The organism is Rhizobium ecuadorense, assembly GCF_001187535.1.
GTDB classification, from domain to species: domain Bacteria; phylum Pseudomonadota; class Alphaproteobacteria; order Rhizobiales; family Rhizobiaceae; genus Rhizobium; species Rhizobium ecuadorense.
This window is the reverse complement of sequence record NZ_LFIO01001075.1, coordinates 91573-115796: the sequence shown is the minus strand read 5'-3', so window position 1 is coordinate 115796 and position 24224 is coordinate 91573. Positions and strand designations below refer to the sequence as shown.

The window sequence follows — 24224 nt, the reverse complement described above, 5'->3', positions numbered from 1 at the left end:
CGGAGCCATTATGCACATTGTCGACCGGCGGTTAAATCCGCGCGGTAAAAGTCTGGAAAATCGGCAGCGGTTCCTTCGACGCATGAAGGGCGCCGTGCAGCAGGCGGTGAAACGTTCTCTGCAAAACCGAAACATTCGAGATGTGCTCGACGGCGGGGAGATCAGCCTGCCGATCGATGGAATGGCCGAACCGAGCCTGCGCAGGGGCGAGGGTGGCATCAGTGATCACATCTTGCCGGGCAACAGGGCTTTTGTTGAAGGAGACATCCTTCCACGCCCGCCAAGCGGCAGAGGCGGAAAACCAAAGGATGCCGGCGAGGGTGACGGCGAGGATGGCTTCCGTTTCGTGCTGACGCGCGAGGAATTCCTCGACGTGTTCCTGGACGATCTGGAACTGCCCGACCTTGCCAAGCGGCGTCTGGCCGAAACCGAGGAGGAAACGCCATTCCGGGCCGGCTATTCGGTATCCGGATCGCCGTCCAACATCGCCGTCGGTCGCACGACGCGGCTGGCGATGATGCGCCGCGTCGCGCTTCACCGCCCGCGCCGCGAAGAGATCGAAGCCCTGCAGCGGCAGATCGAGGAATGCGAAGACGACGAGAGCCGACTGGCGCTTGAGGCGAAACTCAAAAGCCTGACGGAAAAAAGCCGACGCATTCCCTATATCGACCCGCTCGACGTGCGCTACCGCCGCTTCGAAAACGAGCCGAAGCCTGTGGCCAAAGCCGTGATGTTCTGCCTGATGGACGTCTCCGGCTCGATGTCGGAACACATGAAGGACCTTGCGAAACGGTTTTACCTGCTGCTCTATCTTTTTCTGTCGAAGCGCTACAAGAAAGTGGAGATCGTCTTCATCCGCCATACCGACAAGGCTGAAGAGGTCGACGAGGAAACCTTCTTCTACGGTCCGGCCACCGGCGGCACGCTTGTGTCCAGCGCCCTTGCGGCCATGCGCGGGATCATCGCGGCGCGTTTCGATCCGGCGGAGTGGAACATCTATGGCGCCCAGGCCTCGGACGGCGACAATGCCCATTCGGACGGAAACCTGAGCGGACAGCTGCTGCGCGAGATTTTGCCGCTGTGCCAGTACTTCGCCTATATCGAAGTTGGCGAAGAAGGCGGCGACTCGTCGGTATCGCGGTCACCGTTGTGGATGCTCTATGACGGGATACGCTCCGAGCTGCTGCCGCTTTCGATGCGCAAGGTCTGCCGGCGAAACGAAATATTCCCCGTTTTCCATGATCTGTTCCAGAAACGTGACGCACAGTCGAGGGTGACGCCATGACGATGACGATGAGGCCCAGAGAACGGCTGTTGTTCGAAGGTGCCGACTGGGATTTTTCAACGCTCCAGCGCATCCACGACGCCTGCGAGGACATCGCGCTTAACGAGCTCGGTCTCGACGTCTATCCGAACCAGATCGAAGTCATCACCTCGGAGCAGATGCTGGATGCCTATTCCTCGACCGGCATGCCGCTCTTTTACCGCCATTGGTCCTTTGGTAAACACTTCGCGCATCACGAAGCCTTCTACCGCCGCGGCATGCGCGACCTCGCCTATGAGATCGTCATCAACAGCTCTCCCTGCATCTCCTACTTGATGGAGGAGAATACGGCGACGATGCAGACGCTGGTCACCGCGCATGCGGCCTTCGGTCACAACCACTTCTTCAAGAACAATTATCTCTTCAAACTCTGGACCGATGCGGAGGGCATCCTCGATTACCTTGATTTCGCCAAGGGCTATATCACCCGCTGCGAAGAGCGTTACGGCGAGACCGCCGTCGAGCGGACGCTGGATGCGGCGCATGCGCTGATGTCGCACGGGGTGCATCGTTATGCGGGCAAGACCACCATCGATCTTCGCCAGGAGGAGAAACGGCAGCAGGAGCGCCGCACCCACGAGGAGCAGATGTTCAACGATCTGTGGCGCACGGTTCCCGTCGGCAAGGCCAAAAAGACGAACGACGGCGGCCTGGAAAAGCGCCGAGCCGCACTTGGCCTTCCGCAGGACAACATCCTTTATTTTCTCGAAAAAACCGCGCCGCGGCTGCAGCCATGGCAGCGCGAGATCATTCGCATCGTCCGCCATGTCGCCCAATATTTCCATCCCCAGCGACAGACCAAGGTGATGAACGAGGGAACCGCCACCTTCGTCCATTACCAGATCATGAACCGGCTTCACGAGCGGGGGCAGATAAGCGACGGAAACTTCCTCGAATTCTTGAAGTCGCACTCCAATGTCGTGTTCCAGCCGAGCTACGACGACCGCCGGTTCTCGGGTTTCAACCCCTATGCGCTCGGCTTTGCGATGATGCAGGATATCGAGAGGATCGTCACGAAGCCGACGGAAGAAGACCGCGCATGGTTTCCCGATATAGCGGGACGGGGCGATGCGATGGCGATCCTGCGCGACATCTGGGCCAATTACCGGGACGAAAGTTTCATCAGCCAATTCCTCAGCCCGAACCTGATCCGCCAGTTGCGGCTGTTCCATCTCTACGATGATCCGGAACAGACCGAGGGGATTCTGGTTTCGGCGATCCACAACGAGCGCGGATACCTGCGCATCCGTCGCCAGCTTTCGCGCGAATACGATATCGGCTGGACCGATCCGGCAATCGATATCGTCGATGTCGACCTCGCCGGCGACCGCCGCCTGCTGCTGCAGCACATCATGATGAACGGCAGCTATCTTCAGGAAGCCGACACGAGGCTTGTGCTGCAGCATCTTGCCGATCTCTGGGGCTACGATGTGTTGCTTCAGGAAATCGATGGTTCGAACACCGTGGCGAGGGAGCACACGGCGAGCCCCCGCAAGATCGTTCAATGATCGTCGCTATGTCTCCAAGCCGCATTTGTTGCCGTCGATAGTGCGCAATTATCGATGGCAACGAAGACAAAGGCTTAGTAACCTGCCGCCGCTGCAATCGCCCATCAGTCACCCACATTCACGTTTGCAGCGACCGTCCGGGAGCGAATAGCGCGGAGACGAGGGACCATGAGTGAAACGCGGCGCAAGCTGACGACGATCTTCTGTGCTGACGTGCAGGACTATACCCGGCTGATGGGGGCTGACGAGGAGGGGACGCTCGCGGCGCTGAAGCGCTGCCGGGAGGCGATGGGGCGCCTGATCGAAAGTCATGGCGGCCGCGTCATCAATACCTGGGGCGATGGGCTGATCGCCGATTTCCCGAGCGTGGTCGAGGCGGTGCGCGCGGCCGTCGACACCCAGAACGAACTGGCCGGTTTCAACGCCCGCCGCCCGGAAGACGGCCGCATGCTGTTCCGCATCGGCATCAATCTCGGCGATGTGATCGTCGAAGGCGACGACATCTACGGCGACGGGGTCAATATCGCCGCGCGGCTGCAGGCCTCGGCTTCGGCCGGCGGCATCGTCATATCGAGCACCGTCTACGATCAGGTCCGCAACAAGGTCGCTGTCGGTTTCGAGTTTCTCGGGCCGCTGATGGTGAAGAACGTCGATGAAGGCGTGCCGAGCTATGCGGTGAAGATCGGCGATGAGGCGCCGCCTCCCCAACGACCAAGCCCGTCGCGGCCGCAGCCGGCGGCTGAGATCGCCGAAGCAAGACCCGCGCCTGCCGGACGCAGGCTGTTCGCTGTGCTCGGCGTCATCGCGGCTGTGCTGATCGGCATCAATCTTCTATCGTGGCAGGGCGTTTTCTGGGCGCGCTTTCCGGTGCTTGCGCTCGCCGTCGTCGCTGCCTTCGCCTGGAATCGCAGCCAGATCCTGTTCAACCGGAAGGTGACCTCGCTGGCGATCGTGGCGCTCGGCATGGTCGGCATCAACCTCTTCACCTGGACGGGGCAGTTCTGGGCGGTGTGGCCGATGCTGGGGATTGCCGCCGTCATGGGCTTGCGATGGTCGATGCGCCGGTAAATCGGCGATCCCGGCTGGTTTTTTCAGGGGCGTCGAAGACGTTTGCGAGGTTCGCTCAAGCAAAAGTGAGCGGTCGGGTTATTCCCATTCTTTGCTGATATTACAAATCGGTAATGCCGGCTGCTTATGCTTGCCGGTAAACTGTAAACGCGCGATATTGTCGCATCAGACGGGATATTGATCCCGCGGCGCCTCTTTCGACCGACCCTGGTCCAACCTCGAGTCCCTCTGGAGACGTGAATGGCCTTTTGGAAGCAGTTGATACTTTCTCTCATCGTCATCGTTGCCGGCTTTGCCGCGTGGGTTTTTTTTGTGCCCGGCGCCGGCGAAATGATGCGCGATGCAGGTATTCCAGAGAGCATCGTTTCCAGGATCGCGCCGAAGGCTGAGGAGACGGGGGATGCCCGGGCGCAAGGCCAGCAGCGTGGCGAGGGGCAGGGAGAGGGCCAGGGACAGAACCGCCGCAATGGCGGTGGGCGCAACGGCGCCATTCTCGTCGCGACGCAGGCCGTCGTCCAGGGCGTCGTCAACGACCGGCTGAACGCCATCGGTACCGGTGACGCGATCCGCTCGGTCGCGGTCACGCCGCAGGCCTCGGGTACGATCCGCGAAATCCTCATCAAGTCGGGCGACAGGGTGAAGGCCGGCCAGGTGCTGGCCAAGCTCGACAGCGAGGAGCAGGTGATCGCCCGCGGCCAGGCTGATGTGGCGGTCAAAGCGGCCGTCGAGAAATCCAATCTCTATCACAACATCAAATCCAGCGTGTCGCGCATGGATGTGTTCGATTCCGAAATCGCGGAGCAGGGCGCGCGGCTGCAGCTGCAGGCGGCCGAGCTCAATCTCGCACGGCGCAACATTATTGCGCCGATCGACGGCATCGTCGGCATCGTGCCCGTCAATATCGGCGATAACGTCACGACGAGCATCCCGATCGTCACGCTCGACGACCGTTCGGAAATCCTCGTCGACTTCTGGGTGCCGGAGCGCTTCTCCAACACGGTGTCGGTCGGCCAGCCGGTCGAGGCGATGTCGGTGGCGAAGCCGGGACAGATGTTTTCCGGCGTGGTCGAGGCCGTCGATAACCGCATCGACGCGGCAAGCCGTACGCTTCGATTGCGGGCCCGCATCGACAACTCTTCCGACGAACTGCGCGCCGGCATGTCCTTCAGCGTCAGCATGAAATTCCCCGGTGATAAATATCCGGCCGTCGATCCGCAGTCCGTCCAGTGGGATTCGCAAGGGTCCTTCGTCTGGCTGGTGACCGACGACAAGTCGCATAAGGTGCGGGTCAGCGTCGTGCAGCGCAACCCGGATTTCGTGCTCGTCAAAGCCGATCTCAAGGACGGCGACAAGATCGTGACGCAGGGCCTGCAGCGCGTGCGTGAGGGTGGGGCGGTGCGCGTTTCCGCCGATGTCGCCGCGAATGCGGAGGTCGCCACGCAATGAATGTGACCGAAATTCATCAGGACAGGGCCTCGGGCAAGCAGAGCTTCACCGCGCTTTTCGTTCGCCGGCCGATCCTGGCGCTGGTGTTCAACACGCTGATGGTCGTCGCCGGCCTTGCGGCTTATGTCGGCGTCGAGGTGCGCGAACTGCCGGATGTGGACCGTCCCGTCGTCACCGTCCGCACCACTTTCGACGGCGCATCGCCGCAGACGATCGACCAGGAACTGACCAAGGTGATCGAGGGCGCGGTCGCGCGCGTCAGCGGGCTGAAATCGATCTCCTCGACCTCTTCCTTTGGCCAGAGCCGGGTGACGCTCGAATTCTCGGATACGATCGATCTCGCGGTCGCCGCCAACGACGTGCGCGACGCGATCGGCCGCATCACCCAAAACCTGCCCGATGAAGCGGATGCGCCGCAGATCGTCAAGGCGGATTCGGATTCCTCGGCGATCATGCGCCTTGCCGTCACCTCCACCAATCTCAACATGGACGACCTGACGCAGCTCGTCGAAAACGAGGTGATCGATCGCCTCGCCTCCGTCGACGGTGTCGCCGACGTCGAGGAATATGGTGACCAGGAGAAGGTCTTCCGCGTCGATGTCGATCAGGGCGCTCTGGCGAGCCGCGGGCTGACCATCGGCGATCTGACCAAGGCGCTCGACAATGCCGCGCTCGACGTGCCGGCGGGATCGCTGAAGAGCAATACGCAGGATATTGTGGTGCGCGCCACTGCCAACCTGCAGACGCCGGCGGATTTTGCCAACGTCATGCTGCAGGACCGCGTCCGGCTCGGCGACGTCGCGACGGTGACGCTAGGCCCACGCGACGGCGAAACGGCGCTGCGCTCGAACGGCAAGCCGGGCATCGGCCTCGGCATCATCCGCCAAGCGCAATCCAACACGCTGAACATCTCGACCGGCATCAAGGCCGCCGTCGAGCAATTGTCGAAGACGCTGCCCGAGGGCACGACGATCGCGATCACCAGCGACGACGCCGTCTTCATCCAGGGCGCGATCCACGAGGTGGTGCTGGCGCTGGTGCTTGCCGCCGTCATCGTCACCGCCGTCATCTATCTCTTCCTGCGCGACTGGCGGGCGACGCTGATCCCGGCGGTCAGCATGCCGGTGGCGCTGATCGGCACGCTGGCGGCGATCTATATGGTCGGCTTCTCGATCAACATCCTGACACTGCTGGCGATCGTGCTGGCGACCGGCCTCGTCGTCGACGACGCGATCGTGGTGCTCGAAAACATCGTGCGGCGGCGCGCCGAAGGTATGGGGCCGCGGGCGGCCGCCGTGCTTGGAACGCGCGAGGTGTTCTTCGCCGTTGTCGCGACGACCGCGACGCTCGCGGCCGTGTTCATCCCACTTTCCTTCCTGCCGGGACAGGTCGGCGGCCTCTTCCGTGAGTTCGGCTTCGTGCTCGCCTTCTCCGTCGGCCTGTCGTCGATCGTGGCGCTGACGCTCTGCCCGATGCTTGCCTCGCGCATGCTGACGAAGCCGATGATCGAAGATCACGGCGCGCTCGGCCGTCTGGGCGGGGCGCTTGCCCGGCTCTACAAAGGGGCGCTGCACGGATGTCTCAATGCGCCCTTCATCGTCATCCTGTTCTCGGTGATCTTTGCCGGCGCGGCACTCGTCGCCTTCTCGAGCGTCAGGAGCGAACTGACGCCGGAAGAGGACCGGTCGATGGTGATGATGCGGCTGACGACGCCGCAGGGATCGAGCCTCGAATACACCCGCGACAAGATGCAGCTCGTCGAGGAAAATCTGCAGCCGCTCGTCGACCGCGGCGATATCCGCAACATCTTCTCGATCTCCGGCCAGGGCGGTTCGCTGAACAGCGGCTTCATGGTGCTGACGCTAGCGCCCTGGGGAGAACGCCACAGGACGCAGGCGGAGATCGTCGGCGACATCAATCAGGCGGCAGCAAGGGTGCCGGCACTGCGCGGCAATGCCATCTCCTCCAACAGCCTGCGCATCCGCGGCGCCGGTAGCGGCGTCCAGATGGCGCTGATCGGCAATGATCATGAGGCGCTGACGGCGGCTGCCGCCAAGCTGGTCCAGGCCCTCGACGCTACCGGCCGGTACGATACGCCGCGCCTGACCAACGAGCCTAGCCAGGCGCAGGTGTCGGTGGCGATCGACCGCGAGCGTGCCTCGGATCTCGGCATCGACATAACCGGGCTTTCGACGGCAATCCAGTCGCTGCTCGAAGGTCGCTCGGTGGTCGACGTCTTTGTCGACGGCGAGTCCTATCCCGTGCTGCTGACCTCGACGACGCGGCCGATCGACGATCCCACAGACCTCGAAAACGTGTTCCTGAAAACTGGCGACGGCAAGATCGTGCCGATGTCGGTTATCGCCACGATGAAGGAAGGTTCGGTTGCGCCGCAGCTGAACCGCGAGCAGCAGCTCGCCTCAGTCGCGATCACCGCCGGTCTGAAGGACGGCATGTCGCTCGGCGACGCGGTCAAGCAGGTGACGCAGCTTGCGCAGCCGCTGCTGCCGGCCGGCGCACGCCTGCTGCCGCTTGCCGAAGCCGCGACGCTGGAGGAGAATTCGAGCGGCATGGCGCTGACCTTCGGCTTTGCCATCGTCATCATCTTCCTGGTGCTGGCGGCGCAGTTCGAGAGCGTGCTGTCCTCGCTGATCATAATGTCAACGGTGCCGCTCGGCCTTGCCTGCGCCGTCTTCGCGCTCATCATCACCGGCTCCAGCCTCAACATCTACAGCCAGATCGGCTTGGTGCTCTTGGTCGGCGTCATGGCGAAGAACGGCATTCTGATCGTCGAATTCGCCAACCAGCTGCGCGACCGGGGCGAGGACGTGCGCTCGTCGATCGAAAAAGCCTGCGCGCTGCGCCTTCGCCCCGTGATGATGACGATGATCGCCACCATCCTCGGCGGCGTGCCGCTGGTCTTTGCCCACGGCGCCGGTGCCGAAGCGCGCGTCGCCCTCGGCTGGGTGATCGTCGGCGGTCTCGGCTTCGCGACGCTGGTGACGCTGTTCATCACGCCGGTCGCCTATCTGCTGCTCGCCCGCTTCGGCAAACCGCACGCCCATGAAGAAGCGCGGTTGCACGAGGAGATGGCGGTCGCCACGCGGCCCCGCGCCGCACCCGACGAGGAACAGCTGCAAGCCGCCGAATAGGCCTTCCATCCGAATTGAACACGCCGCCGGATCCCCATTCGGCGGCGTTTCTTATGGTGTATGAAACCTTGCGAAATAAGATAAATTACTTCTGAAGTTTAGCCGTTTGTTAAGCATAAACGGCAATGATCGTGAGCAGCAACCGGCTGGTCTTCTTCGTTTCTTGAAGGCCACAACGCGCTGGAACCCCAGCGACCCCGGACATGAATGTCCGCGCGGCAACGGTTCATTTCTTTGTGCAGTTTGCGTCCTGTTTGCGTTTTGGAGTTTAGTTCCCGTGAGTATTTATCAGCGCGTCTCCGTGGACGCGGCGCTTCATGTGCTGCGCGATATCAACCGCAATATGACGGTTACGCAAAACCACATCACGACCGGCCTGCGTGTCGCGAAAGCCGCCGACAATGGCGCCTACTGGTCGGTCGCCACCACCGCGCGCACCGACAACAAGGCTGTGTCGGCGATCCAGGATGCGCTCGGCATGGCGGCTGCGACGATGGGCACAGCCTATACCGGCGTCGAAAACGTCATCGACGTCGTCTCCGAGATCAAAGCCAAGCTGGTTGCCGCGACCGAAGACGGCGTTGACAAGGACAAGGTCAACGAAGAGATCAAACAGCTGCAGGAGCAACTGCGCAGCGTTTCGGAATCGGCGACCTTCAACAGCGACAATTGGGTGATTCTCAACAACGACGCGACGCCGACGCAGCCGCGCCAGATCCCGGCTTCCTTCATCCGCAATGCGGACGGCACGGTCTCGGTCGGCATGCTGAGCTATCACATCGACAATACGCCTGTGGGAGCGACGAGCTCCAAGGACGCGCGCTATCTGATCGACGACCGCGCCACCGGTTCCGGCGAATACGGCGTGCTGACATCGGCCTACTTCGCCACCGAGCTCGGCGCCTCGCAGAATTATGTGCTGATGGAAAGCAAGAACGGCACCACCACCGGGCAGGTGGTGATCTCGCTTTCGGACGCCACGACGCAGGGGCAGATCGGTGAAATGATCAGCGTCGTCGATGCCGCGCTGACGCAGCTGACGACGGTCGGTTCGGCCTTCGGCGCATTGGAAAAGCGCATCAATCTGCAGAACGATTTCGCCACCAAACTGCACGACAACAACACCGCCGGCATCGGCCGGCTTGTCGATGCCGACATGGAGGAAGAGTCGAGCAAGCTCAAGGCGTTGCAGACGCAGCAGCAGCTCGGCCTGCAATCGCTGAACATCGCCAATGCGACGTATGATACGGTCAGGCAGTTGTTCCATAATTTCTAAAGGTTGTGATTGGATGCTGAGAGCGGCGCACTGCCTATCCCATTATTGATCTCCCGAGATATCGGCGGTCGATTTTGGGGCGGTGCTATCCCACTCTCCCTCATTCCTGTGCTCGTCACAGGAATCCAGTGCGCCCAAGTCTTTGGGCGCGAGAGACTTTTCACGCTTGGTGAGAGCTATTCACCGCGCAGACGCGCGGTGGCTGGATTCCTGTGACGAGCACAGGAATGAGGGAGGAGAAGTGGGCGCTCCCAAAGATGCCTGTGGAGATGTCAGTGGCGAAGCTAGCCGCAAGCTCTGCCACTTCGCGAAAACTGGTGATATCAGCGCATTCCGGCAACATGGCTCCTATTTCGGCGACTGAAATTCCCCTATCACGAGAGCATCTTCATTTTCTTGCCGCAATCCTTGCCATTTGCTCGCATCAGCTTCGAACGGAGACCATCCTGTCCATGATCAAGAAATTCGTACTTCTGGCTGTTGCAGCAAGCTATCTCAGCGCCTGCACGACGACCGACCCCTATACCGGTGAACAGAAGGTTTCCAATACGGCGGGCGGCGCGGCGCTTGGTGCGCTTGGCGGCGCTCTGGTCGGCGTGGCTGTCGGCGGCGGTGGCCACGGCAAGCGCAACGCAGCGCTGATCGGCGCCGGCGTCGGCGCGCTTGCCGGCGGCGCAATCGGCAATTACATGGACCAGCAGGAATCCGAGCTTCGCGCCCAGCTCGAAGGCACCGGCATTTCGGTGACCCGCAACGGCGACAACATCATTCTCAACATGCCGTCGAACATCACCTTCGACGTCGACCAGGACGCGGTGAAGCCGGGGTTCTATCCGACGCTGAATTCGGTGGCGATCGTGCTGCGCAAGTTCAACCGCACGCTGATCGACGTCAACGGCCACACGGATTCGACCGGCAGCCTGCAGCACAATCAGGATCTGTCGCAGCGCCGTGCGCTTTCGGTCGCCGATTATCTCGGCGGCCAGGGCATCGACCAGCGCCGCGTCTCCGCCGTCGGCTTCGGCCCGTCGCAGCCGGTCGCCTCCAACGCCAGCGAAGCCGGCCGCGCCCAGAACCGCCGCGTCGAAATCCAGATCGCGCCGATCACACAGGGTTGAGTCGGATTTTCCGTCTTTCAAGCGGCCGGGCTATGCCCGGCCGTTTTTGTTACTGCTGCATCGTCGCGCCCTTGGTGATCTTGTCGACGATCTTCTTTTCGGCCCGTATTGCGATACCGACCACCCTGGCATCGTCGGGCGCGAATTCGGCGAAGACGGCACGGTTGGCCGCGTCGTGGCCGGTCGCAAACATTTCCTCGATGAAGAGAGAGGCGGTGATATCGCGCTCCAGCGCGCGGCGGTGGATGGCTGATATCGTCGACTCGTCGGCGGAGAGCACGATGATCGGCTGGATCGACAGCGGGTTGTAGAGATTGCCGGCGCGGTCCTTGTAGGGCTCGCCAATGATTTCGGGATGGCCGCCGGCGATGCCGGTCATCAGGAAGGCGGCGACGTTCAGCTTCTGCCAGCCGGCAAGATTGTTTCGCAGGACGACGGCAATTTTGGTATCAAACATCGGACAGTGTTTCACCTCGGGTTAGGGAGTCTCGGGCGGTTGAGCCAGGATCTACATCCGCAGGCCTTCGAAGGTCTTGAACGTTTGTGCGCGGGAGCAGCCGGCAACGCCATCCTGGCGGCGCCGGCTTTTCCCGGCATCGAGCGCATCGAGGCGCAGTTTTCAGGCAATGCCTTCGAGCCGCACCGCCACGACACCTATGCGCTCGGCGTGACGCTGAAGGGCGTGCAGACGTTCGGCTATCGCGGCGAGCGGCGCTTCAGCCTGCCGGGGCAGGTGATCGTGCTGCATCCCGATGAGGAGCATGACGGCGGGGCGGGGACCGAGGACGGGCTGCACTACCGCATGCTCTACCTGGAGCCGTCGCTGCTGCTCGAATGCCTGGAGGCCGATGGCGTCGGTCTGCCTTTCGTCGACCAGCCCGTTATCGGCGATCCGGCGCTGGCGGCTGTGCTGCTCGCCGCGCTTGGCGAGCTCGACCGCGAACTGGACGAGCTTTTCGTCGACGATTTCCTCTCGCAGGTGGCGGGCGGGCTGTCCCGGCATGCGTCGATGCCGCGTCGGCTGCTCGGCAGCGTCGCATGGCGGCAGGCGCGGGCGGCGCGAGATTATCTTGAGGCGCATACGACCCGCGCAGTACGCTCCGGCGAGCTGGAAGCGGTGACGGGGCTCGACCGTTTCGCGCTGTCGCGGCATTTCCGGGCGGCCTTCGCCACCAGCCCGCACCGCTATCTGCTGATGCGGCGGCTGCAGCGGCCGCGCACCATGATCGGCGCGGGAGAGGGGATTTCGGACACGGCGGCGGCGACCGGCTTTGCCGACCAGAGCCATCTCAACCGGCATTTCAAGAAGGCCTACGGCATGACGCCCGGCCAGTGGGCAACGCTGGCGCATAACCCCGCGCGCCGCCTTATACAGGGTTTTCCGCAAGGCCGGAACGACGGGCGATGAAGCGAGCGAGCGCCGGGCCGATCATCAGAATGACCAGGAAACGGCCGGTCTGCATCGCCATGACGAAGGGCACGTCGACATCGCTGGAGGCGGCGATGATGGCGACGGAATCGGCACCGCCCGGGCTGGTGGCGAGATAGGCCGTCAGCGGATCGATGCCGGCGAAGATATGAAGCGCAGCCGCCATGCAGCCGCAGAGCCCCATCAGCAGCACGATGCAGGCCGATACCCGCGGCAGGGCGCGGGCCACATGCTCAAGGATCGAGCGGGTGAAGCGCAGGCCGATGCTCCAGCCGACGAGCGCATAGGCGATGGCGAGCAGCCACATCGGCAGCTCGATCTTCAGGAGGCCCAAGCCGTGCAGAAAGGCGCCGAGAAAGAGCGGTACGATGATCGTGCCGCCCTGGATGCGCAGGCGCCGGACGCCATAGGCACAAAGGGCGGCAAAGGCGATGGTCGCGGCGAAGGCCGGCCAGTCGACCGCGGGGAAGAGGATGAGCGGCGGCGGCTCGGCGCCGTCGGCCGCCACCCAAAGGCGCGAGATCACCGAGGCGCCGACAGCGACAAAGACGACGCGCAGATATTGCATGAAGGCGACGAGGCGGGCATCGGCGCCATAGGCCTCAGACATGATGACCATGGCGGAAGCGCCGCCCGGCGAGGATCCCCAGACGGCGGTGGTTCCGGGCAGTACCTGCCAGCGTGTCAGCAGCCAGCCGAGGCCGGTGGCGATGGCGATGACCGAGAAGATGAACAGCAGGAAGAGCGGTGCGTCCTTTGCCATCGTGCCGAGAATGTCGGGCGTGATGGTGCGCGCCATCATCAGGCCGACAAGGACCTGGCCGAATTGCAGCGGCCAGGCGGGCACGCGAAGCTTTCCCTTGCCGGCGGTGAGCGCCAGCAGGATCGCAGCTGCCATCGGTCCGATCAGCAACGAGGCGGGCAGGGCAAAGAGTTCGAGGAAGATGACGAGAGCGGTCGAAAGCGCCAGCAGCAGGGCCCATTTTGGCAGGCCGGCATCGCGCAGCAGGCGGCGTGCGTCGCTGAATGGCATGATCCCCATATCTTTCCTGGCCGGTGCCATGCCCTGAAGCTGAAGATGGAAGGACGCTCCGGCATGTCGAAGAGAGGCCGGCTGCAAGGACCGGCTGGGTTCGGTATAGTCAGCAGCAATAGCGGCGGTCAATTGCGAAATCTGGCTCTTCCGCGGCCCGGAATGCGAATTCGATTCAAGCTGCCGCCTTAAGCCATTGTTTTTATGGATGAGAGACGCACATGCTCGGCGAGGAAATCGAGCAGGGCGCGCACGCGCGCCGGCAGCGGGCCGCCCTGGCCGATATAGAGGGCGTAGAATTCTTCGAGATCGCCGGGATTGGCTGCTTCGAGCACCGGCACCAGTCGGCCGGCATCGATATCGGCGCGCACGGTGAAGGCGGCAAGCCGGGCGAGACCGGCGCCGGACAGCGCCAGATGCCGCAAGGCTTCGCCGTCTCCCACCTGTATGCCCGGCGTGATCGGGACCGTTACCGTCTCGCTCCCTTCGCGCAGCGGCCAGCCTTCGACGGCGCGGGCGTAGGAAAAGCCGATGCGGCAGTGGCGGTGGAGATCGGCGACCGTGCGCGGCTCGCCGTGATGCCTGAGATAATCGGGCGAGGCGACAATGATCTTGCCGGTGGCGCCAAGCTTGCGGGCAATCAGTCTGGAATTCTTCAAGGGGCCGGCGCGGATGGCGATGTCAGCGCGTTCCTCCATCAGGTCGACGATCGCATCGGTATGAGAAATATCCAGCGTCACGGCGGGATGAAGCGCCATGAAGGCCGGCACCAGCGGCGCCAGCACATGGTTGCCGAAGGAGCCGCTGGTATTGATGCGGATGCGGCCCGAGGCCTCCTCGCCTGATGAGGCCTGGCGCTCGGCCTCGGCGATATCGGCAAGGATGGCGATGCTGCGCTCGTAAAAGGCGCAACCCTCAGGCGTCAGTTGCAGCTTCCGCGTCGAACGATTGACAAGGCGGGCGCCAAGGCGGTTCTCCAGCCGGGCGACGAGCTTGCTGACGGCCGATGGCGTCATGTGCCGGGCCATGGCGGCCGCGGAAAAGCCGCCGCGCTCGACGACGCTGACGAAGACCTCCATTTCGCCGGAGCGGTTGATGTCCTGACGGCTCATGTTGAATTCAAGTCACAGATGATTTGCTGGCAGGCAATCTATATCACCGGGTTGCCGAGGTCTATCTCATAGGAAACGAAGGAGACAGATCCATGGACTACAGAAATCTCGGTGCATCCGGCCTCAGAGTGCCGGTGTTGAGCTTCGGCGCCGGCACATTCGGCGGCAGCGGCCCGCTGTTCGGCGCCTGGGGCAATACCGATGCGGAAGAGGCGCGGCGGCTGGTCGATATCTGCCTCGAAGCCGGCGTCAATCTCTTCGACACCGCCGACGTCTATTCGGGCGGCGCTTCCGAAGAGGTGCTCGGCCGGGCGATCCGCGGCCGGCGCGACGCCGTGCTGATCTCGACGAAGACGGCGCTGCCGACGGGCGAGGGGCCGCAGGACTGGGGAACGTCGCGGGCGCGGCTGATCCGCGCCACCGAGGCTGCGCTCAGCCGGCTCGGGACCGATTATATTGACCTCCTGCAGCTGCACGCCTTCGATGCCTCGACGCCGGTCGAGGAGGTGCTGTCGACGCTCGACGGGCTCGTTTCCTCAGGCAAGATCCGCTATGTCGGCGTTTCCAACTTTGCCGGCTGGGAGCTGATGAAGTCGCTCGCCGCCGCCGAGCGCCACGGCTATCCGCGTTATGTCGCCCATCAGGTCTATTATTCGCTGGCGGGGCGTGATTACGAATGGGAGCTGATGCCGCTCGGCGCCGACCAGGGCGTCGGCGCTCTCGTCTGGAGCCCGCTCGCCTGGGGACGGCTGACCGGCAAGATCCGCCGCGGCCAGCCGCTGCCTGCGGCAAGCCGGCTGCACGAAACGGCGCAGTACGGCCCACCGGTCGACAATGAGAAGCTGTTCGACATCGTGGAGGTGCTGGACGCCATCGCTGAGGAGACCGGCCGGACGGTGCCGCAGATCGCCATCAACTGGCTGCTTGGCCGGCCGACGGTCTCGAGCGTCATCATCGGCGCCCGCAACGAAGAGCAGCTCAGGCAGAACCTCGGCGCGGTCGGCTGGAGCCTTTCGAAGGATGAGATCGCAAGGCTCGACGCCGTCAGCGCCGTCACAGCGCCCTATCCCTATTTCCCCTATCGGCGGCAGGAGGGTTTTGCGCGGCTCAACCCACCGATCGTCTGAGGCGCCGGGGATGGCGGACTTGCGTGTGGCAATGGGTCTACAACAAACGGGGAATGAAATCTTCTGGCAATCTTAACTGGACAGCCGCTTTGACTTGCCGCATACCCAGCCTGCTGGATAATTCCTGAAATCGGAATCGATTTAAGGATGAAATTATGCAGTAAATTTAAAGGTCTACAGCGGCCTTCGCGCGTCTGAAAAGATGCGCGGCGCTGTAGCCTGCAGGCCACATTGTGGTTTCTGCGAAATTGCAGGGAGATCAAAGGGATGGCGCTGAAGGACGCGAAGGCCGGCACACGCAACGAGGCGGGAATATCAGCCGTGCTCGGCATTCTCAAACAAAGCTTCGGCGAGCGCTTCCAGACTGGCCAATCCTTCCGCGAACAGCATGCCCACACGACCACCTACATCCCGCCGCAGCTGCCTGATGGTGTGCTCTTCGCCGAGAGCGCCGAGGATGTGAAGGCTGCGGTCAGGGTATGTGCGACCCACAAGGTGCCGGTGATCGGCTTCGGCGTCGGCACCTCGCTGGAGGGTCAGGTCAATGCCGCCAATGGCGGTATTTCGATCGATTTCAGCCGCATGAACCGGGTGATCGAGGTCAATCCCGAAGATCTCGACTGCACCGTCGAGCCGGGTGTGACGCGTGAGGCGCTGAACATCCACCTGCGCGATACCGGCCTGTTCTTCCCGATCGATCCCGGCGCCAATGCCTCGATCGGCGGCATGGCCTCGACGCGGGCCTCCGGCACCAATGCCGTGCGTTACGGCACGATGAAGGACAATGTGCTTGCCGTCACCGCCGTCACCGCCAATGGCGAGGAGATCCGCACGGCCCGGCGCGCCCGCAAATCGTCCGCCGGCTATGACCTGACGCGGCTCTTCGTCGGCGCCGAGGGCACGCTTGGCATCCTGACCTCGGTGACGCTGCGCCTGCAGGCGATCCCGCAGAAGATCGCCGGCGGCGCCTGCGCCTTTCCGAGTGTCAAGGCCGCTTGCGACGCCGTCATCATGACGATCCAGATGGGCATTCCGGTGGCGCGCATCGAGCTGCTCGATACGGTGCAGATGCGGGCCTGCAATGCCTATTCCAAGCTTTCCTATGCCGAAAGCCCGACGCTTTTCCTCGAATTCCACGGCACCGACGAGACGGTGCCGCTGCAATCGGCAGCCTTTGGCGAGATCGCGGCGGAATGCGGCGGGGGCGAATTCCTGTGGACCGCCAATGCCGAGGAGCGGACCAAGCTCTGGAAGGCGCGCCACGATGCCTATTGGTCCGCAAGGGCGCTGGCGCCCGGGCTTGCCGCACTTTCGACCGATGTTTGTGTTCCGATATCGCGGCTTGCCGACTGTGTTTCGCAAACGCAGGCCGATATCGAGGCGCATGGACTGCTCGGTCCGATCGTCGGCCATGCCGGCGACGGAAACTTTCATGTGCTGCTGTTGTTCGATGACAAAAGCGCCGCAGACATCGCCAAGGCCGAGAGCTTCGTGCAGCGGCTCAATCGGCGGGCGCTCGACATGGATGGGACATGCACCGGCGAACACGGGATCGGGCAGGGCAAGATGGCGTTCCTCGAACAGGAGCTGGGGGGCACGGTGGATCTGATGCGACAGGTGAAACAGGCGCTCGATCCGGACGATATCTTCAATCCCGGCAAGATTTTCCACCAGGGCTGAAAACGGAATATTCTCATGAACTTGGGCCTTGCCCCCGGCATGAATAGCGCTAGTGTCGGCAACAGTATCCCGAATGGAGAATCCTTGCATTGGTAGGCCGGTTCCTCGTCTTTCTGGGGGGAGTGATCGTCGTAGCGCTGTTTGTGGCGCTGCTTGCGCCGCTGTTCATCGACTGGACGGATTTCCGCAAAAATTTCGAGGATCAGGCAAGCCGCATCATCGGCAAGAAAGTCACCGTCTACGGCACGGTGGACGCGCGTCTGCTGCCGTTTCCGTCGGTCACGCTGCATGACGTGCGCGTCGGCCAGGAAGCGGACGGCACGCCGATCGTCAAGGTCGAGCAGTTCTCCATGGATGCGGAGCTTGCGCCTTTCCTGTCGGGCGAGGCGCTGATCTTCGACATGCGCATCGTCAATCCGAAGGTGCGCCTCAGATTGCTCAAGGACGGCACGCTCGACTGGATGCGCGGCAGCCACGCCGAAATACCGGCGAAAACCGTCGTTCTCGAGAACGTGCATGTCAATGGCGGCGAAGTCGAGTTCATCGACGACCAGTCGGGCCGCTCCCGCCGGATCACAGGCCTCAATGCGGAAATGTCGGCCAAGTCGCTGGCCGGCCCCTGGCGCATCGAGGGCGATGCGGCGCTTGATGGCGAGCACGGCAACTTTGTGATATCGAGCAGCCAGCCGGACGAGAAGGGCGTGCTGCGCATGCGCACGAAGCTTTCGCCGGACAAACAGCCTGTCAGCGTCGATCTCGACGGCGAATTGAAGCTCGTCGACAGCAAGCCGAACTATCAGGGCCAGCTTTCAGCGGCGATCGAAAACCGCAACAGCGCCAGGCCTGCCAACAAGAAAGAGCAGCCGCCCCGCGTCAAGGGCCGCTTCGAGCTTACCAACGAACGCATCCGCATTCCCGAATACCGAATGGAGATCGGCCCGACGGACGATCCCTATGTCATCACCGGCGAGGCGACGCTCGACACCGGCAATGCGCCGGAATTCCTGTTGACCGCCGACGGGCAGCAGATCGACGTCAACCGCATCGGCAATCAGGGCGCGGCCGGCAAGACGACGCGCGATGCGGCGGTCTCGGCACGCCAGCGGCTGAGCTCGCTGATCGATGTCATCCGGCAGGTGCCGATCCCGCAGGTGCCTGGAAAGGCGAGCGTCAAGCTGCCGGCGATCGTCGCCGGCGATACGACGCTGCGCGACGTGCAGCTGGAGTTGGAGCCGGCCGGTACCGGCTGGATGATCGACAGCGCCACCGGCACGTTGCCGGGGCGCACGCAGGTGGAAGGCAAGGGCAAGCTCCTGCTGCAGGGCGAAGCCTCGTTCAACGGCCAGATCGTGGTGGCCTCCAGCCAGCCGACGGGGCTTGCCTCCTGGCTTGCCGGCGCGGTCGATCCGGCCATCCGGCAATTGCGGCAGGCCGGCTTTTCCGCCAATGTCAGCCTGACACCCGAATTGCAGCGTTTCGAAAATCTCGAGATCGCCATGGGACCGGCGACGCTGAAGGGCAGGCTGGAGCGGCAGGCGATCTCCGGCCAGACGCCGACGCTGTCGGTGGCACTGAACGGCGATACGCTCGATCTCGATGCGCTGCAGGCGCTGAGCGGGCTGATGACCGGCCAGGATGCCGGCGACAACGTGCTCGACCACAAGATCGCCGCCCAGCTCAAGGCCGATAAGTTCACCGCTTTCGGTGTCGATGCCGAGAATGTCGAGACCACTTTCACCATCGCCGACGGGGCGCTTGCCGTCGACCGGCTGTCGATCAAGAATATCGCAGGCGCCGAACTGACGGCGACGGGCAGGGCGGAAGGCTCGCTGCTCGACTATAAGGGCGCCGGTGAGATCACCTTCAAATCGGCCGATCCCGGCGGCTTTTTCACCATGCTGCGCGAGCACCTGCCGCATCACCCGGTGCTCGACCGGCTGGTGCGAAATGCCGGCTGGTACGGTAATACGGCGCTGCGCGGCGCGCTGACGCTCGGCGGCGACGAGGGCGACGCGCTGACGGTGACGCTTGCCGGTGTTGCGAACGGCAGCCGCGTCAATCTCGATTACCGCATGTCCGACCTGCTGGCGCTGACCGGCAACGGGACCACGAGCCTCGAGGCGACGCTCGAAAATGCCGTGCCGTCCATCCTGTTCGGCCAGGCCGGGCTCGACCCGCTGCCGGTCGATGTCGGCGCCAACGGCCGCCTGACGCTGAAGGTGAAGGCATCGGGCAATGATCCCGCCGATGCCGCGCTGACTTTTGCCACCGACCGGACCTCGTTTACCGCCAACGGCAAGGTCGATGTCCGGCCGGAGACTTTCATGAACGGCCAGATCGCGCTTTCGCTCGACAGCGCCGATATCGATCCCTATCTCATCATGAACGGCATCGCCCTGCCGCAGACGGGAACCGGGCTGCCATTCGGCCTGCAGGTCAATGCCGGCGTCGACAGCGACAAGATCGTCTTGTCCGATCTCAAGGGCCATGCGGCCGACAACGAGTTTTCAGGCGCGCTGAGCTTCGACCGGAAGGCTGCGAAGACGACGGCGAGCGGCGAACTGACGCTCTCCAAGGCGGATGCCGGCTGGCTTGGCGAGGCGGTGTTCGGGCAGATCGTCGATCCCGCCAATGGCGCGCTGACGACGGCGCCGCTCGGGCTGCCGGTTTTCAAGGATCTCGACGTCAACGTGAAGCTGACGGCCAAGCAGTTCTGGCCCGGCCTGCCGGAAACGGCAGTCACCGACTTCACCAGCAACGTCGCCTACAAGGGCGACGAGCTGCAGCTCAACGACATGGCCGGCAGCTGGGACGGCGGAAAGCTCTCCGGCAATCTGCTGTTCACCAATGCCAACGGCACCGGCTTCCTGCAGACGAAGCTTGCGCTTGCCGATTCCGATCTTGCCGGCGTCGTCTGGCTGCGCGACGGCGCACCGATCGCCAACGGCAAATTCGGATTGTCGCTGTCGATGGAAGCCTCGGGCAAGACCATCGGCGAGATCGCCAGTTCGCTGAACGGTTCGGGCGAACTGAGGCTCGGAGATAGCAGCATACGCGGGCTGAACCTCGCCATCCTTCCGCCGCTGCTTGCCGCGACCGACACGATGCAGGAGCAGATCAATGCCGGCAAGGTGCATCCGATCGTCGAGACGCTGCTCAGCAACGGAGAGGCGAAGCTGCCGCCGCTCGGCATCCCCTTCAATATCGCCGATGGGACGTTGCGCGTGCAGAATGTCGCCATCGCCAACGATCTCGCCCGCATCACCGCCGATGCGCAGATCGCGCTGCCGGAGGAACGGATCAGCGCAACGTTGGGCGTCGGGCTCATTCCGGGCACGGAAGCGCTTTCCGGCGCGGAGCCGGCGCTCAGGCTGAATTTTTCCGGCATGTTGCCGTCGCCCGGCAAGACGATGGATGTGACCGATATCACCAGCTATCTGTCGCTGCGCGCCTTTGAGCGCGAGCGCCGGCGCGTCGAGCGGCTGCAAGCCATCGTACTCGAAAAGCAGCGGTTGCGCCGCGAGGCGGCCCTCTACCGGTTCAACGACGCCGAGCGCGTCAGGGCGGCCGAAATCGAACAGCAACGGCAGGCGGAGGAAGAGCGGCTGCGCGCATTGGCGCAGGCAGCGGCTGCGCAGAAGGCGCTCGCCGAAGCGGAGGCGGCACGCGCAGCCGAGGCCAAAGCCAAGGCGGATGCGCAGGCGAGGGCTGCCGCCGAGGCGGAAGCGGCGCGGCGCAGCGGGCCGCCCGGTTCGCTCAATTTCGACCAGGTGCCGGGCGTTCAGGCGCAATGAATATGCGCGGGATTCGATTACAGCGCGCGGCGTAAATCGAGTCCGATTTAAGGACTTATGCCGCAGCGCCGGCTTTCGCCCAGGCGAGCACATGCAGCCGGAGTGCCGAGGACAGGTTGCTGTCCGGCGGCCGATGATCATCGATCTCCGAAATCAGCGCGGCGAGCGGCATTGCGCGGCCTGCGGCGATCGTCTTCAGCTCAGCCCAGAACTCGTCTTCGAGGGAAAAACTGGTGCGATGGCCGTGCAATGTCGCAGAATGCTTGCGGATCATGAAGCGGCATCTCGGTTTGGTTTTCGCGGATTGATTCAGTAAAGCCGCATAAGTGGCTGATCTTGGAATCGATTCCGACTCTTCAAGTTCTGCGTGAAAGTGTCAGGCTCCGTCGTCATCCGTCTCGATCCGGCCGGCGCGATGAGCCTTGTCGGCCTTCTCGTTCAGGCTGCGGGTGAGCTGCTTTTCGGCCTTGGTTCGGCCGAAGGAAATGCGGTTCTGCTCGGCCTGCGCCTCCTTTTCGGAGCGGGCCTGCTGCTTGCGGAATTGGCGCAGATTGACGATTTCGGCGCTCATGCGGGGCCTGAATCCTTATGAAAAAGGGAGGCCTGGCCTCCCTTTGAAATCACTGCTTCTTGCGGAAGGAGTCGAGCGAGACGACCGAGCCTGGCTTCTTCTCTTCGCCATCGGCGGGTTTTGCGGCCGAGGCCTCTTCGGGCTTTCCTGCCGCGTCGACGGGATAGGCTGTGATCTCGCCTGACGGCAATTCCTCGCCATCGGCGAGCGGCACGTCGAATTCGAGCTCGAAGTTGACGGAAGGATCGTAAAAGCCGCGGATCGCATTGAACGGGATGACCAGCTTTTCCGGAACGTCGGAGAAGGAAAGGCCGATCTCGAAATGCGTCTCGGTGATCTTCAGGTCCCAAAACTGATGCTGGATGACAATGGTCATCTGCTCGGGATATTTCGACTTCAGGTGCTGGGAGATGCGTACGCCGGCGGCACCCGTGAGGAAGGTGATGAAGAAGTGATGGTCGCCGGGCAGACGGCCCGTCGCTCCGACTTCCGCCAAAACCTTGCGGATGACGCCGCGAAGTGCATCCTGCGCCAGAATGTCGTAGCGGATATGATCCTGCCCCATGCTTTTCCTGTCTTTCGTCGGTTCGGAAGTCTTTTCACAAGGTTATATGCCACGTCCGGGCGCCTTGGGAAAGACCGGAGCCGAGTCACGTTTTTCAGCAGCATACATGATTTCGGCGGCAGGGAGAAGGTGAAGGCTTCTGTTGCCAGGTGCCTTCGGACCCCGCCTAGAGGTGCGAACCACTAGGGCTTTGATTGAAGTGTCACACCGCGATTAAGCAGCGAGACGAGCTTCCGCATAGTTGTCGTTTGCAACTACAATTTTAGCCCGATAACGGCGGTACAATGCCGAGCAAAAAGACGATCTTTACACCCTTGTCGATCCTGTTTCGCCCCCATCAAAAGCCGGCCTTCGTGGCCGCCGGTTTTTGGTGGAGGCGCCGGGTACCGCCCCCGGGTCCAATAGGTTTATTACACCGCTCGTTTATCGCCATAGCCGGCCCGAAAGCCGGCAGGGGTGATATAGTGGTTTCCTCAGCCCAAGGAAAGGGCCAACGTCATAAAAGCGTAATGCACCGCATCAGAAACATTGGGAAAATGCCCGCCGGTGACTGGTTTCCTGCTGCTGGTAGCATAAATTAGCTCAAACGGAATCAGCGCGCCATGAAGCAATATCTCGATCTCCTCAACCATGTGATTGAAAAGGGCTCCGACCGGGGCGACCGCACCGGCACCGGCACCCGCTCGGTGTTCGGCTACCAGATGCGCTTCGACCTGCAGGAAGGCTTTCCCGTCCTCACGACGAAGAAGCTGCATCTGCGCTCGATCATTCATGAGCTTTTATGGTTCCTGAAGGGCGAGACGAATATCCGCTATCTCAAGGAGAACGGCGTTTCCATCTGGGACGAGTGGGCCGACGAAAACGGCGATCTCGGCCCGGTCTACGGTGCCCAATGGCGCTCCTGGCCAGCGCCTGACGGAGGCCATATCGACCAGATCGCCAATCTCGTCAAAGGTATCGTCAACAACCCGAATTCGCGTCGCCACATCGTCTCTGCCTGGAATCCGGCCGAGGTCGACGAGATGGCGCTGCCGCCCTGCCATTGCCTGTTCCAGTTCTATGTCGCCGAAGGCAAGCTCTCCTGCCAGCTCTATCAGCGCTCGGCCGACATCTTCCTCGGCGTGCCGTTCAACATCGCCTCCTATGCGCTTTTGACGATGATGGTGGCTGAGGTCACCGGGCTGAAGCCCGGCGATTTCGTCCACACGCTGGGCGACGCCCATCTCTACCACAACCATTTCGACCAGGCGAAGCTGCAGCTGGCGCGCCGGCCGAAGCCTCTGCCCTTCATGCGCATCAATCCCGACGTGAAGGACATATTCGGCTTCACTTTCGACGATTTCGAGCTGATCGGCTACGAGGCCGATGCCAGCATCAAGGCGCCGATCGCCGTCTGATCCGGGACATTCCATGGCCGATATTCGCAGGACCATTATCGTCGCCGTTGCCCGCAACGGCATCATCGGCCGCGACGGCGACATGCCCTGGCGGCTGTCGAGCGATCTCAAGCGCTTCAAGGCGCTGACATTGGGCAAGCCTGTGGTGATGGGCCGCAAGACCTTTGAATCGATCGGCAAGCCGCTGCCAGGGCGGCCGAACGTCGTCATCTCCAGGCAGGCGGCGATAGACCATCCCGATGTCTCCATGGCGCATTCGCTGCCGGAGGCGATGACGACGGCCGACGGACTGGCGCGCGAAACTGGTGTCGACGAGATCTGCATCATCGGCGGCGGGCAGGTCTATGCCCAGGCGATCGGCCTGGCCGACCGGATGTGCATCACCCATGTCGAGGCCGATCTCGACGGAGACGCATCGTTCCCTGCGATCGATCCCGACATCTGGCGGGCAGGGGAGCCTATCGCGGTCCCGGCCGGCGAGAAGGACAGTTATCCCACGCGCTACGTCGTCTATGAGCGCCGCCACGCCTGAAAATGAACTATTTTCCAATTAAATTGACCAAGTTTCTCACGTTGCGTTGAAAGCCGATGCGGCGATACCTATAACGGTCACCAACGCATCCA

19 protein-coding genes and 1 other RNA gene are annotated in these 24224 nt (G+C 62.8%); 13 read left to right on the top strand and 7 right to left on the bottom strand.

The features are described from left to right. The first annotated feature begins 10 nt into the window (after nt 1-10). From AF337_RS20985 to AF337_RS20950, 7 genes are all read left to right on the top strand, one after another. Nucleotides 11-1285 (top strand): YeaH/YhbH family protein, encoded by a 1275-nt coding sequence (locus tag AF337_RS20985; protein ID WP_049733615.1) that lies wholly within the window; start codon nt 11-13, stop codon nt 1283-1285. Next, nucleotides 1282-2832 carry a SpoVR family protein gene (locus tag AF337_RS20980; protein ID WP_049733614.1) on the top strand — a complete coding sequence of 517 codons (1551 nt, stop codon included), beginning with the start codon at nt 1282-1284 and terminating at the stop codon, nt 2830-2832. Before AF337_RS20985 ends, AF337_RS20980 begins: the two co-directional genes overlap by 4 nt. A gap of 168 nt (nt 2833-3000) precedes the next feature. Next, nucleotides 3001-3900 (top strand): adenylate/guanylate cyclase domain-containing protein, encoded by a 900-nt coding sequence (locus AF337_RS20975; protein ID WP_049733613.1) that lies wholly within the window; start codon nt 3001-3003, stop codon nt 3898-3900. A 240-nt stretch (nt 3901-4140) separates the two neighbouring features. Then, the gene (locus tag AF337_RS20970) at nt 4141-5346 is read left to right on the top strand and encodes an efflux RND transporter periplasmic adaptor subunit (RefSeq protein WP_049733612.1); all 1206 of its coding nucleotides are present in this window, start codon (nt 4141-4143) and stop codon (nt 5344-5346) included. Further along, nucleotides 5343-8498, top strand: a complete 3156-nt coding sequence (locus tag AF337_RS20965) for an efflux RND transporter permease subunit (RefSeq protein WP_049733611.1) — start codon at nt 5343-5345, stop codon at nt 8496-8498. The genes AF337_RS20970 and AF337_RS20965 overlap by 4 nt, the downstream gene beginning before the upstream one ends. 277 nt (nt 8499-8775) lie before the next feature. Continuing rightward, entirely contained in the window at nt 8776-9774 is a 999-nt protein-coding gene (locus AF337_RS20960; RefSeq protein ID WP_049733610.1) for a flagellin N-terminal helical domain-containing protein, read from the top strand. 452 nt (nt 9775-10226) lie between these two features. Next, nucleotides 10227-10892: a YiaD family glycine zipper/OmpA-like lipoprotein gene (locus AF337_RS20950; protein ID WP_049733608.1), complete on the top strand. Its 666-nt coding sequence runs from the start codon at nt 10227-10229 to the stop codon at nt 10890-10892. Nucleotides 10893-10941: 49 nt separating this feature from the next. On the opposite strand, the gene AF337_RS20945 is transcribed toward AF337_RS20950, so the two are convergent. Next, the gene (locus AF337_RS20945) at nt 10942-11349 is read right to left on the bottom strand and encodes a DUF2000 family protein (RefSeq protein ID WP_049733607.1); all 408 of its coding nucleotides are present in this window, start codon (nt 11347-11349) and stop codon (nt 10942-10944) included. Nucleotides 11350-11388: 39 nt separating this feature from the next. Here AF337_RS20945 and AF337_RS20940 point away from each other — a divergent pair, with 39 nt between their 5' ends. Then, nucleotides 11389-12300 (top strand): AraC family transcriptional regulator, encoded by a 912-nt coding sequence (locus AF337_RS20940; RefSeq protein ID WP_049733606.1) that lies wholly within the window; start codon nt 11389-11391, stop codon nt 12298-12300. Here AF337_RS20940 and AF337_RS20935 read toward each other — a convergent pair. Then, nucleotides 12260-13354 carry an AbrB family transcriptional regulator gene (locus AF337_RS20935; protein WP_049733715.1) on the bottom strand — a complete coding sequence of 365 codons (1095 nt, stop codon included), beginning with the start codon at nt 13352-13354 and terminating at the stop codon, nt 12260-12262. The two genes, AF337_RS20940 and AF337_RS20935, sit on opposite strands and share 41 nt — an antisense overlap. A gap of 188 nt (nt 13355-13542) precedes the next feature. Beyond that, complete coding sequence (locus AF337_RS20930; protein ID WP_049733605.1) at nt 13543-14466, bottom strand: LysR family transcriptional regulator; 924 nt, start codon at nt 14464-14466, stop codon at nt 13543-13545. Nucleotides 14467-14558: 92 nt separating this feature from the next. On the opposite strand from AF337_RS20930, the gene AF337_RS20925 reads away from it, so the two are divergent. The 3 genes from AF337_RS20925 (at nt 14559) to AF337_RS20915 (ending at nt 21067) form a co-directional block, all read left to right on the top strand. Then, nucleotides 14559-15593 (top strand): aldo/keto reductase, encoded by a 1035-nt coding sequence (locus AF337_RS20925; RefSeq protein ID WP_049733604.1) that lies wholly within the window; start codon nt 14559-14561, stop codon nt 15591-15593. Nucleotides 15594-15860: 267 nt separating this feature from the next. Further along, on the top strand, nt 15861-17273 hold the full coding sequence (locus tag AF337_RS20920) for an FAD-binding oxidoreductase (RefSeq protein ID WP_049733603.1): 1413 nt from the start codon (nt 15861-15863) through the stop codon (nt 17271-17273). An 89-nt stretch (nt 17274-17362) separates the two neighbouring features. Then, nucleotides 17363-21067, top strand: a complete 3705-nt coding sequence (locus AF337_RS20915) for an AsmA family protein (protein ID WP_049733602.1) — start codon at nt 17363-17365, stop codon at nt 21065-21067. A gap of 55 nt (nt 21068-21122) precedes the next feature. Here the strand turns inward: AF337_RS20915 and AF337_RS20910 are convergent, their stop codons facing one another. The 4 genes from AF337_RS20910 to ssrA all read right to left on the bottom strand — a co-directional run bounded on the left by AF337_RS20910 (nt 21123) and on the right by ssrA (nt 22694). Beyond that, nucleotides 21123-21341, bottom strand: a complete 219-nt coding sequence (locus AF337_RS20910) for a ribbon-helix-helix domain-containing protein (RefSeq protein WP_049733601.1) — start codon at nt 21339-21341, stop codon at nt 21123-21125. Between the two features lie 102 nt (nt 21342-21443). Then, nucleotides 21444-21638 (bottom strand): DUF4169 family protein, encoded by a 195-nt coding sequence (locus AF337_RS20905; protein ID WP_049733600.1) that lies wholly within the window; start codon nt 21636-21638, stop codon nt 21444-21446. 49 nt (nt 21639-21687) lie between these two features. Then, nucleotides 21688-22203, bottom strand: a complete 516-nt coding sequence (locus AF337_RS20900) for an SspB family protein (protein ID WP_049733599.1) — start codon at nt 22201-22203, stop codon at nt 21688-21690. 128 nt (nt 22204-22331) lie between these two features. Then, nucleotides 22332-22694, bottom strand: a transfer-messenger RNA (tmRNA) gene (gene ssrA / locus AF337_RS39310). Nucleotides 22695-22805: 111 nt separating this feature from the next. Between ssrA and AF337_RS20895 the strand changes: the two genes are divergently transcribed. Continuing rightward, nucleotides 22806-23600 (top strand): thymidylate synthase, encoded by a 795-nt coding sequence (locus AF337_RS20895; protein WP_049733598.1) that lies wholly within the window; start codon nt 22806-22808, stop codon nt 23598-23600. Nucleotides 23601-23613: 13 nt separating this feature from the next. Next, the gene (locus AF337_RS20890; RefSeq protein WP_049733597.1) at nt 23614-24132 is read left to right on the top strand and encodes a dihydrofolate reductase; all 519 of its coding nucleotides are present in this window, start codon (nt 23614-23616) and stop codon (nt 24130-24132) included. Nucleotides 24133-24224: the final 92 nt, after the last annotated feature.